Source organism: Streptomyces sp. NPDC020362, from assembly GCF_040642095.1.
GTDB lineage: Bacteria > Actinomycetota > Actinomycetes > Streptomycetales > Streptomycetaceae > Streptomyces.
Genome location: NZ_JBFAET010000001.1, coordinates 251,911 through 266,459, shown reverse-complemented (window position 1 = coordinate 266,459; position 14,549 = coordinate 251,911). Strand labels below are relative to the sequence as shown.

Genomic DNA, 14,549 nt, shown 5'->3' with positions numbered 1-14,549 from the left:
TCCGGCCCGCCCCCCCGCCCCGCCGGCCCGGGGGGGGGGGGGGGGGGGGGCCGCCCCGGCCCCCCCCCCCACGACAGCCGGTCTCCCATGGCGCGCGACGTGAGCCGGTCTGCCGTGGCCCGGTGGCGTGGGCCGGTCTGCCGTGGCCCGGTGGCGTCCGCCGGTCTACGGCGGCCCGCCGACGGGACAGGGGCGGCGCGGGCGCCGCTCCCGTGGCCCGCCGCGTCAGCCGATCACCGCGGCCCGCACGCACAGCACGTCCGGCAGATGCGAAGCCAGCTGCTCCCAGCTGTCGCCGTCGTCGGCCGACGCGAACACCTCGCCGTTGCGGTTGCCGAAGTAGACCCCGGCCGGGTCCGCGTCGTCCGTGCGCAGCGCGTCGCGCAGCACGGTGCCGTAGTGGTCCTCCGCGGGCAGTCCCGCGGACAGCGGCTCCCAGCTCTTGCCCGCGTCGGCCGTGCGGAAGACCCGGCAGCGGTGGTCGGCGGGCACCCGGTCGGCGTCGGCGTTGATCGGGAAGACGTACGCCGTGTCGCCGCGGTGCGGATGGGCGGCCACCGCGAAACCGAACGTCGACGGCAGGCCCGCGCCGATGTCGGTCCAGCGCGCGCCCGCGTCGTCGCTGCGGTAGACGCCCCAGTGGTTCTGCAGGTACAGGCGGTCCGGGTCGACCGCGTCCCTGGCGACCTTGTGCACGCACTGGCCGAACGCCGGGTTCGGATCCGGCAGGAACACCGCGGAGACACCGGAGTTGGAGGGTGCCCAGCTCGCACCGCCGTCCGTGGTGCGGAACACCCCGGCGGTGGAGACGGCCACGGTCACCGCCTGCGGGTCGCGTGCGTCGGTGAGCACCGTGTGCAGCCCCTCACCGCCGCCGCCCGGCACCCACCGGGAGCGCGTCGGGTGCTCCCACAGGGGGCGCACCAGGTCGAAGCTCTCGCCGCGGTCCTCCGAGCGGTACAGCGCGGCCGGTTCCGTGCCCGCGTAGACCACGTCCGGCTCGGCGGTGGCCGGGTGCAGCGCCCAGACCCGCTCCAGGGAAGCGCCGGTGTCCTGGGGGAACTTGACGGCGGGCCGGGCCGGTTCGGTCCAGGTGCGGCCCAGGTCGTCGGAGTGGAACACCGACGGGCCCCAGTGCGCGCTGTCGCCGCCCGCGAGCAGCCGCGGCGTGCCGCTCCTGGTGTCGATGGCGACGGAGTAGACGGCCTGCGCGTTGAAATACGGACTGTCGTCGAACTCCCAGGCGCCACCGCGCCGGCGTCCGATGAACAGACCCTTGCGGGTACCCACGGCAAGCAGGACCTCGGCCATGCCGATCACCTCCGGGACGTCTTTGTCCAGGTAGTCGTCAGATACCGGTCAGTCTGCACCCGGCCACTGACAGCCACCCCGGTCAAGCATGTCACCGCAGGTCACAGCGGTGCTGTCGACCTGTCGCAGAGATGGGCCGGGTCCGTTGCGGCATGTGCCTGCGCGAGAGGGGCGTCCCGTGCGACCGTCGATGAGGACGGCTCGTCGTGAGCAACGGGGCGGCCCTGCCCGTATGGGAGGTCGGTCCGGCCTGTCGGTGCGCTCGTGAGGAGGATGCCTTTGATGGCGTTCCGTGGTCCCAAGGTGTGGCTGTGGCGCTGGCGGCGCAATCCGCTCAGGCGCCGGGCCGACGTGGTGGAGGCCTGGGTGGTGCTGGCCGCCTGGCTGCTGACCGTCGTGGCCGGGGTGCTGGCCGGTATCGTCGCGGCCCGGTCGGTGGAGCACGGACTGGCCAGGGAACGCGCCGACTGGCACCCCGCTGTCGCCCGCGTCGTCGCGCAGGCCCCTGGAAGGCCCGCCGCCCCGGGCGAGGGCGGCGAGCAGGTCTGGGCCGAGGTGCGCTGGACCGTGGCCGACGGGTCGGCGCACACCGGCCAGTCCCGGGTCGCCCAGGGCAGCAGGGCCGGGGCGCCGGTCACCGTCTGGACCGACTCGCACGGGCACCTGGTCACCCGTCCCACGACCGCCTCCGAGGCCGCCTTCCGCGCGACCTTGATGGGCGGCCTGGTGGGCGCGTGCGCCGCGACGGTCCCCTTCGTCGGCGGCCTCGTCCTGCGGGGACGCCTGGAGCGCCGCCGCATGGACCGCTGGGACGCGGAATGGGCCCGACTCGGGCCCCAGTGGGGACGGATGACCGGGTGAGCCCTGTCCCGGGCGTGCCTACAGCCCCGCCAGCACCTCCCGGCAGGATCTGAGCAAGGCCTCGTCCCGCGCGATGTCATGGCTGCCGTACGCGCCCTTGCGGGCCGTGTGACGCCGGGGAGCGGCCAGCTCCGCCGTCACCAGGTCCCGCAGGGGTGCCGCCGCCGGGCCCATGGCGGCAAGACACCGGGCGACCGGGCCGCGTGCGCGGGGACTCTGCGACCAGGCGGCCCGGAACACCGGCAGCACCGGCTCCGGGTCCCGGACGATGTGCCACAGCGCGCACGCGGCCGACGTCCGCTGCCGGACCGGCCCCGCACCGGCCGCCCGGCGCAGCTCCGGCAGGGCCGCGCGGGCGGCCGGACCCAGCCTGCCCAGCTGCTGTGCGGCCAGGCGGCGGCCTTCCGGCTCGCCCTGGGTCAACTCCCGCAGCAGGACCGGCAGGACGGCCAGGGCGTCGCCGTCCGCCGACCACAGCGCGCCCGCCGCCGTGGCCGCGTGCCGGGTGTGCAGCAGTGCTCGCAGGGCCGGCACCGCCTGCGCGGCGGCCCCGAGGGAATCCAGTGTCTCCACGACCCGTCCGGCAACGGCGCCCCGCGCTCCGAGTCCGTCCGGCGCACCGGACAGCAGGCGCAGGATCTCCGGTGCCGCATCCCTGGCCCCGACGGCCTTGAGCGCGGACAGGAACGGGGCGGCCAGCGTGCCGGCATCGGGGGAGTCCAGCGGGATCCGTCCCAGCCGATGCCGCAGCGCGGGGGCCAGGGGAGCCGCGGCCGGGCCCAGGTGGGCGATCTCGAACCCCAGGCCGACGGGCACGGCCGAGCCCGCAAGGACTTGGGCCAGGAACGGGAGCGCCCGCGGATCGCCGGTCCTGGCCAGGCCCTTGAGCGGGCCGCCCAGGGTGGGCGCGCCGCGCTCCCAGCGGTGCGTCCACAGGTCGGGCCGGGCGGTCACCAGGGCGTGGAGGTCGTCCGCGGCGGGCGCGGCCAGGCCGTACAGCTCCGCCAGGACCGAGACGGCGGCGTCCCGTAATCGCTCGTGATCGGTGTCCAGCTGGGCGCCCACCAGGGACACGGGCCGGGCGCAGTCGGTGCGCCAACCGCGGAACAGCGTCGCCGCCATCCACACCGCGTTGCACCGGTCCATCGGGTCCGGACTGGTCAACTGCCCGGTGAGCAGCGCGATCCGGTCGGCGGCCCGGTCGCCGAGCGCGGTGTGCAGGGTGCGCAGCAGCTGGGCGCCCTCCTCGTCCGAGGGCCGCAGCCGCCGGATCCGCCGCACGAGGGTGTCCGCGCCGTCGCAGTCAGGGACGCGGCCGCGGTGCGCGGACCGGTCCCGCAGCAGCCGTACGGCGGTCGGCACCAGGTGGGCGGGGAGCCGGTCGGGCGCGGCGAGCGCGAGCTGGCCCAGCGCGGCCAGCCGCAGCCCCGGGCCGTGGGGCGGGGTGCTCTGGGCGGTCAGCACGTCCAGCGCGGCGGTGTGCGCCGGGTGGAGGCGTGCGAACAGGCCGAGGGCCCGCACGAGCGCCAGCAGGACCCGGTCCTCGCGCTCGGCCGGAATCCGCTGCCGCAGCAGGTCCAGGACGCGGGCCGGACCGTCGACGCACCGTACGACAGCCCCGGCGGCCGCCCGGCGCACCCGCGCGTCAGGATCCCCGAGGAGGACCACGAACACCTCGGAGTGCGCGCGCACCTCCTCACGCGCGCGTGCGTCGCCGCTCTCCGCGCCGATGCTGACCAGCAGTTCCACGATGCAGACCCGGTCCGGCACCGTCTCGCGGGCCGCGAGCGAGACCAGGAAGGGAACGCAGGCCAGCGTCGAGTCGTACACGTTTCCCTCGTGGTGCACCGCGCCGTACAGGCCGTCGAGCGCGGTCTGCCGCTCGGCGGCGTCCGCGGAGGCCAGTGACCGCAGCCATCCGGGCACGTCCTCCGCGCTGCCGTACGCGTGCCGCAGCGAGGCCCAGTCGACCTCGTCGATCCCCGTGAACACGTTGTCCTCCCCAGGCCGGTGCCAGCTGATCGCGAGTGTGCACCACGGCACTGACAACGGTGCGGAACCGCACGCTGACTGTGTGCGATCCGTCGGCTGTCACCGGCCACGGGAGCGGATCCCTTCCCGGACGCCCGGGAAGGGATCAGTTCAGGCCGGGCAGGGCACGCTCCAGGATCGCGTCGAGGCCGGCTCCGGCGGGCAGGGTGCCGAACGCGTGGCCCCAGTCGCCGCCCAGGCGGCTCGCGCAGAACGCGTCCGCGACCGGGTGCGGGGCGTACCGGACCAGCAGGGAGGCCTGCAGGGCCAGGGCCATCCGCTCGACCAGCCGACGGGCGCCCACCTGGTCGGTTTCGGCCAGCTGCTGCCGGAGCGAGACCAGGGCCGCGTCCAGGCGGGCGTCCGCCCCGCGCGCGAGGGCGAGTTCGGCGAACAGGGCCTCGGTGGTGTCCGGCTCCCGGCCGAGGGCCCGCAGCACGTCGAGCGCGTTGACGTTCCCGGAGCCCTCCCAGATGGACAGCAGGGGCGCCTCCCGGTAGTGGCGGGGCATGCCGGAATCCTCGACGTACCCGTTGCCGCCCAGGCACTCCAGGGCCTCCGCGGTGAACGCCGGGCCCCGCTTGGTGACCCAGTACTTGCCGACGGCGGTGGCGATCCGCCGAAAGGCCCGCTCCCCGGCGTCCCCGCGCACCGCCCGGTCCGCCGCTCCCGCCAGCCGCAGCGTGAGCGTCGTCGCCGCCTCCGACTCCAGCGCGAGGTCGGCCAGGACGTTGCGCATCAGCGGCTGGTCGATCAGGCGGGCGCCGAACGCGCTGCGGTGGCGCGCGTGGTGGCCCGCCTCGACGAGCGTCTTGCGCATCAGGGTCGCCGAGGACATCACGCAGTCCAGACGGGTGCAGTTGACCATCTCGATGATCGTCTTGACCCCGCGGCCCTCCGGCCCGACCAGCCACGCCACCGTCCGGTCGAACTCCGGCTCCGAGGAGGCGTTGGACCGGTTGCCGAGCTTGTCCTTCAGACGCTGGACGCGGAAGGTGTTGCGGCTGCCGTCCGGCAGGATGCGCGGCACCAGGAAGCAGGACAGGCCGCCCGGAGCCTGCGCCAGCACCAGGAACACGTCGCACATGGGCGCAGAGGTGAACCACTTGTGCCCGCGCAGCGTGTACACGCCGGGCTCGTCGGTGGGCGTGGCCGTGGTGGTGTTCGTCCGGACGTCGGAGCCGCCCTGCTTCTCGGTCATGCCCATCCCCGCGAGCAGGCCGGGCTTCTCGGTGGGCACCCGCAGTCCGGGTTCGTAGACGCGGCTGGTGAGCAGCGGCTCGTAGACCTTGGCCAGATCCGGTTGGGCGCGCAGGGCGGGTACCGCCGCGTACGTCATCGACGTCGGGCAGCCGTGCCCGGCCTCGGTGTGGCCCCACACCAGCCCGCCCGCGGTGCGGGCCACATGGGCGCCGGGCCGGTCGTCCGCCCAGGGCGCGCCGGCCAGGCCCTCGGCGACCGCCGTCCGCATCAGGTGGTGCCAGCTGGGGTGGAAGTCGACCTCGTCGATCCGGTGGCCGTAGCGGTCGTGGGTGCGCAGCTCCGGCTCGTGCCGGTTCGCCTGCTCGCCCCACTCCTGGGCCTCCTCGCTGCCCGCGCGCAGCCCCAGCCGCCGGATGTCGTCCTCGGCCCAGCCGGCGCCCTCCCGGCGCAGCCCTTCGAGCAGGGCACGGTCCTCGGAGGCGTCGTAGGGGGCCAGGGGTGGGGCCTGGTTGGTGACGTCATGGGTGGCGGACGGCGACGGCGACGGTGCGGGGATCGAGACCATACAGCCATGTTGCACTCTTCCTACGGCTGTAGCAATAGTGCAACAACGAGGCGCACGTACAGTACGTGTCCATGCGCATGAACGTGTCGGCCGCGCCGGATGAAGCGGTTCTGCGGCCCCTGTCCGCGCGGTCGGTCGTGCTGAGCCTGCTGCTGGGCGTGCACCCGCCCGAGCTGCCGGTGAAGGACCTGGTCCGGCTGGTGGAGCCGTTCGGCGTCGGCGGCTCCACGCTCCGGGCCGCACTGAGCCGGATGGTGGCCGCGGGGGACCTCAGGCGCACGGACGCCGTCTACCGGCTCAGCGACCGGCTGCTGGCCCGCCAGCGCCGCCAGGACGACGCGGTGCAGCCACGCACGCGCGCGTGGCGCGGCGACTGGGAGATGGTGGTGATCACGGTGACGGGCCGAGGCCCCGCCGAACGCGCCGAGCTGCGCACCCGGTTGACCGCCCTGCGCCTGGCCGAACTCCGCGAGGGCGTGTGGCTGCGTCCGGCCAACCTCGGCCGGTCCCTGCCGGGCGACCTCGCGCGCGTGACCCTGTCGTACACCGCACGCCCCGACGGTTCCCCACGGGACCTGGTCGCCCGCCTGTGGCCGGTGGAGACCTGGGCGGACACCGCGCGGAGCCTCCTGGAGCGCGCGGCCGACGCCCGTCGTCCGGCCGACCGCCTCACCGCCTTCGCCGCGGTCGTACGCCATCTGCTCACCGACCCCGTGCTGCCCCCAGAACTGCTGCCCGCGGACTGGCCGGGGGAGACCCTGCGGACCGCCTACGCCGGGTACCGCCGGGACCTGGCCGCCTCCGTCGGGCATCCGGAGTGATTGCGGTGAGCGCTCAGGAGGAGCTGGTGCGGTTCCTGCGGGCTCGTTTCCAGGAGGACGCGCAGGTGGCCCGGGATGCGATCGTGGGCGCCCCGGGCGCGGTCTGGGGTGTGCTCGCGGACGACATCGAGCAGGTGCTCACCTCCCAGGACGGCCGCACCACGCACACCCCTCTGGTGCAGTTCGGCGCCGACGACCCGGTGAAGCTGCTCACGCACGTGGCGCGCCACGATCCGGCCCGGGTGCTGCGCGAGCTCGACGCCAGGCAGGCGCTGCTGGACGAGCACGGGGCACGGCACGGCCGGTGCCGTACGTGCGCCGGGCGCCGGCTGACGACCGGACTCCGCTCACCGTGCGCCACGCTGCGCCTGCTGGCCCTGCCGTTCGCCGGCCATCCGGATTACGACCCGTCCTGGTGCCGGCCGCCGAGCCGCTGACCCGTTGACCGTCCGGTCGTCCTCCGTGAGCCCTGCGGTTCGCGTCCTCCTGCCGAAGACCGCGTCATCGGCCACCTGGTCCTGGTGAACAAGCGGGGGATGCCGCCGCATGAGACGCGCGGTGAAATCGAGCGCCTGACGGAGCGCTACGGCATCATTGAATGGAGAGTCGAAAAGAACGCCTGTCAGGCCTCCACCATGCAGGACCAGGAGGTACGTACGTACCTCGCCGGCCGCGGGTGCCTGATCTCCGGTCACCACACGAACAGCAGCAAGTGGGACTCGGACTTCGGCGTGGCTTCCATGGCGCCCTCTTCGAAGGGCGGCGGGACGGCGGCATCCTGATCCGTCTGCCGTCGCAGGCTCAGCCCGAGTTTTCGCGCGCTCATCGAGCAGCTCCGCTCGTGGTGCCCGGAGGCCAGGGGCCTGACGAACACGGTCATGGCGCCGTGTTTCGCGGAGATCGCTGCCGCGAACTCATGGTGTCGGACCTCTCCGGCCGGCGCGTGCAGACCTCGGAGTTCTTAGCGAGCGCGACCGGGCCGGACAGATGCTCTTGGACATTGACTTCGCCTTGCAGCAGCAGGGCGCCGGCGCCCGGAACGACGCCATGAGCCGGTGAAGGAGGAGACGTGGCAACTCCGCTGACCGCCGATCGACTTGTCGCGGCCCTCGAGGCCGAGGGCCTGGTCGTGCACGAGGTGCGCGACTGGCGCCACCACAACCGCAACGCCAAGGGGGCCTGGGGCCCGGTGAACGGCGTGACGCTCCATCACACCGTCACCTCCGGCACGGCCTTCTCCGTCGACCTCTGTTACGACGGCCACCCCGGCCTTCCCGGCCCGCTCTGCCACGGGGTCATCGACAAGAAGGGCGAGGTCTGGCTGGTCGGCAACGGCCGGGCCAACCACGCCGGAGGCGGGGATCCCAAGGTCCTGGCCGCGGTGGTCGCCGAGGACTACGGCGCCAAGCCCCCGCCGACGCACGAGCATGAGGGCTCTTCGGGCGCCGTGGACGGCAATGCGCACTTCTATGGCTTCGAATGCGTGAACCTGGGGGACGGCACGGATCCGTGGCCGGCCGTCCAGGTCAACTCCATGGTCAAGGCTGCTGCCGCCCTCTGCCGCGTCCACCAGTGGAGTGCGAAGAGCGTGGTCGGCCATCTGGAGTGGTCCGACCAGAAGTCGGACCCGAAGGGCGCTCCTGTGGCCATGCCGGACGTGCGGGCCAAGGTCGCGGCCTGCCTCACGGGGAAGCCGGGAGCCTTGCCGGTTCCGGCTCCGTCGAAACGTGCCCTTGCACCGGACTCCGCGCTTGAGCAGCGCATGGCCGCCTTGGAGAAGCGCCTCACCGCCTTGGAGGCAAAGGTGACGTGACCACTGTGTCCTTCGTTCGCAGGAGGTGGTCGGGGCAGGTGTCCGGCTCGGGGCACGGCGACCACCGGACCCACCGCGATGCCGATCAGCACGGCCACCCGGCTACGCGGACCGCGCCGCCCCCATCAGCGCGTCCCAGTCGGCCAGTTTGACCACGCCCCGGCCGAGTTGCGCGCCCAGTGCGGCCTCGGCGCGTTCGATGGCCAGCCAGCCCGCCCACGGCACCGGATCGATGCCCGCGTCCCGCAGCGCCGCGAGCGCGTCTTCGGGCACCTCCCTGCGGGCGAGCGCGGGCGCGTCGGCGAGCAGGGAGGCCGCGGTCTCCTTGGCGCACGGCCGGTTGGTGCCGATGACTCCCGTCGGACCGCGTTTGATCCAGCCGGCGACGTACTCGCCCGGTGAGGCCACGCCGTCGCGCAGGACGCGGCCCTCCCGGTGCGGCACGGTGCCCCTTGCCGCGTCGAACGGCAGCCCCTCCAGCTGCACTCCGCGATAGCCCACCGAACGCAGCACCAACTGGGCCGGCACGTCCTCGTGCCGTCCGGTGCCCGTCACCCCGCCCTGCCCGTCCGGTGCCGTCCGCTCGAAGCGCACGGCACCCACCCGGCCGCCCTCCGCGAGCAGTTCCACGGGCCGCAGGAAGAACCGCATCCTTATCCTGCGGGCCGTCCGCCGGGGCGGCCCGGCCGCCCAGCCGCGCAGCGCCTCCACGTTGCGGCGTTGTACGGCGGGCAGTGCGGAGGGGTCGGCGTATCCCGGATCGAGCGCCAACTCGTCCGGATCCACGCTCACTTCGGTGTCGGGCAGGGCGCCCAGCTCGCGCAGTTCCTTGGTGGTGAAGCGAGCCTGCGAGGGGCCGCGCCTGCCGACCATGTGCACCTCGGCGATGCCGCTCGCCGCCAGGGTGTCCAGCGCCGCCTGCGGCATGTCCGTCGGGCGCAGTTCTCCGGCGCCCCGCACCAGCATCCGGGTGACGTCCACGGCCACATTGCCCACGCCGATGACCACCGCCGACCGGACATCGCGCACGAACCCCGCGTCGGCCGCGTCCGGATGCGCGCTGTACCAGGACACGAATTCGGTCGCCGACCAGCTGCCCGGCAGCTCCTCGCCGGGGATCCCCAGGTGGCGGTCGGCGGCGGCGCCCACGCAGTACACGACCGCGTGGTACATCGTCCGCAGTCGCGCCACGGGCACTCCGCCGGGGCCGCCCACCCGGACCCCGCCGAGGAAGCGCACCCGGTCGTGCTCCAGCACCGTACGCAGGCTGCCCTGCAGGGACTTGATCTTCTCGTGGTCCGGGGCGACGCCGTAGCGCACCAGGCCGTAGGGGCACGGCAGCCGGTCCAGCACGTCCACATGCACCTCGGGATCCTGCTGGACCAGGGTCTGGGCGGTGTAACACCCGCTCGGCCCGGAGCCGACGACGGCGACACACAGCACTGCGGTGCTCCTTGCTCGAAGGATTCGAAGGAGGAAGGTGTGCGGACGGCTCCAGCATGGCACCGCCCGGCCCACACCGGCAGGGGCCGGCGGGGTGACCTGGACGCGTGTCCGCCCGAATGGAGTGTGATCATGAGGTTACGTTGCGTGTGTGCTAGAAGCATCCTTTCTTAATCTTTCCGATCGGCGTGTGCAGGACGGCACGGTGTCCGTGCGGCCCGCCTGGAAGGTGCAGGGGCACGGGGGCGTCACGTCCTGGGTCCACGTCCGCCTGGCCTTCTCCGACGGAGCGCGCGTCGACGCCGTGGCCGTGGTGACCGGGGGAGAAGTGTCCATCGAGGACGTCAAGGCGCAGCCCGCCCTGTCCCTCGCCGACCTGACCGTGCTCGCCGACTGGATCGAGGATCCGCTGCTGGAGGCGTGCGGGGTGGCGTCCGAGGGGGCGTCCGAGGGCTCGCACGAGGTCTCCGGCGCGGGATCCGGCGCAGGGGGACGGGCACAGTGGGACGCCGGCCACGCGGGAGGGCGGCGCGCCCGCCCGGCCTGGCCGCGCGGTATCGAGGGGTGCAGGCTGGCCGCCCGGGAATACCGTGCGGCCCAGGAGGAGGGCGCCGACCCGGTCCTCGCGGTGATGTGCGCGACCGGGCACAGCCGCCGGCGCTCCCTCTGGCTGATCGCGCAGGCACGGGACGCCGGTTTCCTGGCGCCTCGTCATGCCAGGCGGTGAAAGGGAGGCGGCGGAAAGGGTGGTGACAGGGAGTCGGACGACGGCCGGCCCGGTGCCCGCTACTCGTCCCGCTACTCGTCCCGCTACTCGTCCCGCTCCTCCGTCGCGAAGAACCGCGACAGATCCTGCTGCCGCCCCGCCTCGGTGTCCGCTTCGCTCCCCGGGGGCGTTCCCAGCTCCCAGTCGAGCCCGTACCGCTCGAACAGCTCGGCCCGCAGCACCGGGACGGGCATCGGCACCCCCGGGACCAGCGCCGCGTACACCGCTCCCATCAGCAGGGCCCGCAGCAGGGGATAGTCGGCCGCCACGTCCTCGGAGCCGTACCGGGCGACGGTGTCGCCGAGCAGCTCCGACAGGCGCCGCTGCTCCGGGCACTGCACGAAGCCCTCGGCCTGGAGCAGCCCCGCCATGTGCTGGCGCATGAGCACCGGCCGGTCGCGGGCGAGGCCCAGGATGGCGTCGACGGCGCGGGCCAGCCGCTCGCGGCCGTCCTCGGTGTGCGGCTCCCGCTCCAGCGCCTCCTCCAGTGTGCGGTGCATCAACCGGTGCACGGCGGACTGCACCAACTGGCGCTTGCCGGGGAAGTAGTACGACACGAGTCCGCGCGCCGAACCGGCCCGGTCCGCGATGTCGGCCAGCGTGGTGGCCTCGAAGCCGTGCTCGTCGACCAGCTCCACCGCGGCCTGCAGCAGCCGCTCCCGGGAACGTCGCCGCAACTCTTCATTGACCGAGGCGCTGCGCGGGGACATCCTGTAACTCCTGCGTTGACTGGCTGCCAGCCAACTATACTCAACGCCGAGGCACCGCTCTGCGCGGGGCCAGTCCAGGGCTGCCGCCCGTCTGGGGCGACGCGGGGGATCGTCTCAGACGGGCGGTGCGGGGGCGCCGGTCCCGCCGCTGCCGCCCGCCGGGTGCCCCGTCACCGCAGGTGGCAGGGGTGTCAGGGCGAGCGGGAGCGGCGGTCCGCTCGGCCGGATCACGCAGCGCACCAGGGCCGGACGGAGCGGGGTCGGCCCATCAGGGGCGGACGGAGCCGGGGCGGCCCATCAGGTCCAGCACCGGCAGCAGCGCGGCGGGCCGCTCGGCCACCGGCAGATGGGCCACGAAGTGCACCCGGCAGCCCAGCGCGGCTGCCCCACCGTCCGCCGCCTTGTTGTCGCCGACCATGAGCACCTGCCGCGGATCGGTGCCGAGCGCCTCGCAGGCGACCGAGAACAGCCTCGGGTCCGGCTTCTGGACACCGTGCTCGTACGACAGCGCGTACGCGTCCACGTACCCGTCGAGCCCGTGCTCGCGGAAGACCGGCCGCAGGTCCCAGCCGATGTTGCTGACCACGCCGATCCCGATGCCGCGCTCACGGAGCGCGTGCAGCACCTCGGCGGCGTCGGGGTACGGGGACCAGGCGGCGGGGGACATGTGCCGGTCGTACAGCGCGTCGTGGAGACCGGGGTCGGGCAGGGGCACTCGCCGGGACAGCCCGGTGTAGGCGGCCCGGTGCAGCTCGGTGCTCTCGTCGCGCACCGCCCACAGACCGGCGAGGTCCCCCGGCAGTTCGGCCGGGTCCGCCCCGCCGGCCTGCGCGCCGGCCCTCTCCAAGGCCCGTGCGGTCTCGGCGAGTTCGGATTCGGAGAGGGCGAAGGGTGTCTGGGCCAGGACGGCTCGCAGCCAGGACTCGGGGGACTCGATGCGGAAGAGGGTTCCGGAGAAATCGAAGAGGACGGCAGCCATGCGCCGGACCCTACCGGGGGCCTGTCCGGCGCCGTCCGCCGTCCGGTGTGCGTCAGTTCGGCGGGGCGGCCGGTGGGCGCCCCGGAACCCGACGGCCGGCCAGCCGGCCGCCGGCGGCTCAGCCGAGCGCGCGCACCCCCGGCACGAGCGCGACCAGCACCGGGATCACCGGGACCAGGGCGGCGGCCGCCGTCAGCCGCAGCCGGCGCATGGCGGTCAGCCGGTCCGGGGGAGTGAGCAGCCGGTGCACACGCTGCGGGACGTGGGCCTGCGGGGTGGGGCCGGGCCCGAACACGCCCCGGTCCTCGTTGAGTTCCACCAGGGCGAGCGCGGTCGTCAGCCGGCCGAAGCGGCGCGAGGCCATGTCGTCGGCGGCCAGCTCGACCAGTCGGTGCATCTCGTCGCGGAACGCGGCGAACACCGGCACCTGGGGGAATCCGCTCGCCAGGGCGGCCGAGCAGTGCAGCAGCCAGTCGTGCCGGGCCTGCGCGTGCCCCTCCTCGTGGGCGAGCACGGCGTCCAGCTGCCGCCCCTTCAACCGGCGCAACGCGGCCGTGGTGACCACGAGTTGGGGTGCCGCACCGGGCAGCCACCAGGCGTCCGGACGCTCCCCCTCCAGCAGGACGAGCCGCCCGCCCGCGCGCTCCTCACCCGGCAACAGCGGTGCACGAACAAGGAGTTCGGCCCGACGGCGGCGGCGCCCCGCACCGGCCCGGACGACCTCACGGACCAGCATCGCCAGGCTCCACAGCCCGGCGCAGGCGAGCGCCACTGCGACCGTCGCCGCCCAGGGGCCGCTCGCGCCGAGCACGTACGCGTCCACGACCGCGCGTGGCGCCCGGGCGAACACGTGCCCGCGCACCGCCTGCCAGGCCGCCGCGGCGCTCAGCGTCATCGACAGCGCGCAGCACAGCAGCACGCCCGCCACGACGCACTGCCACACCCACAGGGCGACCACCGGCTCGCGGTCGGGCCAGTCGGCCCGGGCGAGCAGTCGTGGGCCCACGACGGCGGTCAGGGCGCCGAGCAGCAGCAGTGCCACGGGGACCATCATGGGCAGCACCCTATGAGTGCCGAGCCGCTCACGGGTACGGTGCCCGGCGTCGAAGTGACGCAGGCAACGCCCGTGATTGCGGCGGGCGACGCTCGTGATCCTCGCGGGCGGCGCTCCTGAATCCGGCGGGCCGTGCCCGTGGTTCTCACGGGCGGCGCTCCTGTGTTCCGGCGGGCGCAGTTCCTGAGGGGGGCGGGCGGCGTTCCTGATTCCGGCAGACGGAGTCCCTGAGTCCGGCGGACGGTGCTCGTCCCTCGTGCGGGAAGGACCCGTCGGATCACATCGTCATGAGCATCGCCACCATCCCTATCCCCATCGACAGCCGGCACGCCCGCGCCAGTTCGGGACGGTCGCCCCAGCGCGCCGCCACCGTCCCGTCCGCGGGGGCTCCCGCGGGCACCAGGCGGGCCCCGGACACGAGGACGTAGCCGGTGAAGTAGAGCAGGAGCGCACCCGTCACCAGCGGCACTCCGGCGCCGGTGTGCGCATGGTGATGAGAGGTGGGGGAGGCCGCCATGACGAGGGACATGTAGACCATCGCCCCGGTTCCCACCAGATGGTGCAGATGGTGCGGGCCACTGCGTGCGGTCCACAGGTCGCGCAGTGCCGCCGCCCCGAACACGGCCGCGTACAGCGGCCACGCCCACCCCGGCGGGGTGAACGCCGTGGCGGGCACGGCCATCACGGCCATCCCGAACCCCATCAGCGCCTCGCCGCCCGCGGCACGGCGTTGCTCCTCGACCCCGCTGCGCATCCGCAGCAGGCAGTAGGCCCCGGTCGCGGCGCACAGCGCGACCAGCAGCCAGGCCGGCGACGTCGGTCCGTGCACGCGCACCTCCCCAGCTCGACGGAGGGTCGAGGGATGCGATGCCCACGGCAGGCGGGGCGCACGCGAGCGCAAGGGTGTACACGGGGAGCATTCGCCGGAGCGCAGCAGGTGAGGGGGTCCGCCAGTAAATCTTTTATAGATGAAACATATGTGAAACACATGC

14 protein-coding genes are annotated in these 14,549 nt (G+C 74.0%); 5 read left to right on the top strand and 9 right to left on the bottom strand.

The window, feature by feature from the left end; genetic code table 11:
* Window positions 1-225: 225 nt before the first annotated feature.
* Window positions 226-1,311: an exo-alpha-sialidase gene (locus AB0H32_RS01220; protein ID WP_361112204.1), complete on the bottom strand. Its 1,086-nt coding sequence runs from the start codon at window positions 1,309-1,311 to the stop codon at window positions 226-228.
* Window positions 1,312-1,593: 282 nt separating this feature from the next.
* Between AB0H32_RS01220 and AB0H32_RS01215 the strand changes: the two genes are divergently transcribed.
* On the top strand, window positions 1,594-2,172 hold the full coding sequence (locus AB0H32_RS01215; protein WP_361112201.1) for a hypothetical protein: 579 nt from the start codon (window positions 1,594-1,596) through the stop codon (window positions 2,170-2,172).
* An 18-nt stretch (window positions 2,173-2,190) separates the two neighbouring features.
* On the opposite strand, the gene AB0H32_RS01210 is transcribed toward AB0H32_RS01215, so the two are convergent.
* Window positions 2,191-4,164, bottom strand: coding sequence for a HEAT repeat domain-containing protein (locus AB0H32_RS01210; protein ID WP_361112198.1), 1,974 nt, complete (start codon window positions 4,162-4,164; stop codon window positions 2,191-2,193).
* A 145-nt stretch (window positions 4,165-4,309) separates the two neighbouring features.
* On the bottom strand, window positions 4,310-5,971 hold the full coding sequence (locus AB0H32_RS01205) for an acyl-CoA dehydrogenase family protein (protein WP_361112195.1): 1,662 nt from the start codon (window positions 5,969-5,971) through the stop codon (window positions 4,310-4,312).
* Window positions 5,972-6,042: 71 nt separating this feature from the next.
* Between AB0H32_RS01205 and AB0H32_RS01200 the strand changes: the two genes are divergently transcribed.
* Together AB0H32_RS01200 and AB0H32_RS01195 are read left to right on the top strand one after the other, a co-directional pair.
* Window positions 6,043-6,792, top strand: coding sequence for a PaaX family transcriptional regulator C-terminal domain-containing protein (locus AB0H32_RS01200; protein WP_361112192.1), 750 nt, complete (start codon window positions 6,043-6,045; stop codon window positions 6,790-6,792).
* Window positions 6,793-6,797: 5 nt separating this feature from the next.
* Window positions 6,798-7,229 carry a DUF6221 family protein gene (locus tag AB0H32_RS01195; RefSeq protein WP_361112188.1) on the top strand — a complete coding sequence of 144 codons (432 nt, stop codon included), beginning with the start codon at window positions 6,798-6,800 and terminating at the stop codon, window positions 7,227-7,229.
* Between the two features lie 254 nt (window positions 7,230-7,483).
* Here AB0H32_RS01195 and AB0H32_RS01190 read toward each other — a convergent pair whose 3' ends face one another.
* Window positions 7,484-7,672 (bottom strand): hypothetical protein, encoded by a 189-nt coding sequence (locus AB0H32_RS01190; RefSeq protein WP_361112186.1) that lies wholly within the window; start codon window positions 7,670-7,672, stop codon window positions 7,484-7,486.
* Between the two features lie 189 nt (window positions 7,673-7,861).
* Here AB0H32_RS01190 and AB0H32_RS01185 point away from each other — a divergent pair, with 189 nt between their 5' ends.
* On the top strand, window positions 7,862-8,605 hold the full coding sequence (locus tag AB0H32_RS01185) for a peptidoglycan recognition family protein (RefSeq protein WP_361112184.1): 744 nt from the start codon (window positions 7,862-7,864) through the stop codon (window positions 8,603-8,605).
* Window positions 8,606-8,707: 102 nt separating this feature from the next.
* Here the strand turns inward: AB0H32_RS01185 and AB0H32_RS01180 are convergent, their stop codons facing one another.
* Window positions 8,708-10,048 (bottom strand): FAD-dependent oxidoreductase, encoded by a 1,341-nt coding sequence (locus AB0H32_RS01180; protein ID WP_361112181.1) that lies wholly within the window; start codon window positions 10,046-10,048, stop codon window positions 8,708-8,710.
* Window positions 10,049-10,253: 205 nt separating this feature from the next.
* On the opposite strand from AB0H32_RS01180, the gene AB0H32_RS01175 reads away from it, so the two are divergent.
* Window positions 10,254-10,775, top strand: a complete 522-nt coding sequence (locus tag AB0H32_RS01175) for a DUF6214 family protein (protein WP_361112245.1) — start codon at window positions 10,254-10,256, stop codon at window positions 10,773-10,775.
* A gap of 83 nt (window positions 10,776-10,858) precedes the next feature.
* On the opposite strand, the gene AB0H32_RS01170 is transcribed toward AB0H32_RS01175, so the two are convergent.
* From AB0H32_RS01170 to AB0H32_RS01155, 4 genes are all read right to left on the bottom strand, one after another.
* On the bottom strand, window positions 10,859-11,524 hold the full coding sequence (locus AB0H32_RS01170) for a helix-turn-helix domain-containing protein (RefSeq protein ID WP_361112178.1): 666 nt from the start codon (window positions 11,522-11,524) through the stop codon (window positions 10,859-10,861).
* Window positions 11,525-11,792: 268 nt separating this feature from the next.
* On the bottom strand, window positions 11,793-12,503 hold the full coding sequence (locus AB0H32_RS01165) for an HAD-IA family hydrolase (protein ID WP_361112175.1): 711 nt from the start codon (window positions 12,501-12,503) through the stop codon (window positions 11,793-11,795).
* A gap of 118 nt (window positions 12,504-12,621) precedes the next feature.
* Complete coding sequence (locus AB0H32_RS01160) at window positions 12,622-13,557, bottom strand: M56 family metallopeptidase (protein WP_361112172.1); 936 nt, start codon at window positions 13,555-13,557, stop codon at window positions 12,622-12,624.
* Between the two features lie 277 nt (window positions 13,558-13,834).
* A complete protein-coding gene (locus AB0H32_RS01155; RefSeq protein WP_361112169.1) occupies window positions 13,835-14,386 on the bottom strand; it encodes a DUF5134 domain-containing protein in 552 nt (183 codons plus the stop codon).
* Window positions 14,387-14,549 lie beyond the last annotated feature (163 nt).

Bases quoted from the DNA above. Each gene is read 5' to 3' on its own strand.
- AB0H32_RS01220 (WP_361112204.1), bottom strand. From the start codon at position 1,311: ATGGCCGAGGTCCTGCTTGCCGTGGGTACCCGCAAGGGTCTGTTCATC.
- AB0H32_RS01215 (WP_361112201.1), top strand. From the start codon at position 1,594: ATGGCGTTCCGTGGTCCCAAGGTGTGGCTGTGGCGCTGGCGGCGCAAT.
- AB0H32_RS01205 (WP_361112195.1), bottom strand. From the start codon at position 5,971: ATGGTCTCGATCCCCGCACCGTCGCCGTCGCCGTCCGCCACCCATGAC.
- AB0H32_RS01200 (WP_361112192.1), top strand. From the start codon at position 6,043: ATGCGCATGAACGTGTCGGCCGCGCCGGATGAAGCGGTTCTGCGGCCC.
- AB0H32_RS01190 (WP_361112186.1), bottom strand. From the start codon at position 7,672: ATGACCGTGTTCGTCAGGCCCCTGGCCTCCGGGCACCACGAGCGGAGC.
- AB0H32_RS01170 (WP_361112178.1), bottom strand. From the start codon at position 11,524: ATGTCCCCGCGCAGCGCCTCGGTCAATGAAGAGTTGCGGCGACGTTCC.
- AB0H32_RS01165 (WP_361112175.1), bottom strand. From the start codon at position 12,503: ATGGCTGCCGTCCTCTTCGATTTCTCCGGAACCCTCTTCCGCATCGAG.
- AB0H32_RS01160 (WP_361112172.1), bottom strand. From the start codon at position 13,557: ATGATGGTCCCCGTGGCACTGCTGCTGCTCGGCGCCCTGACCGCCGTC.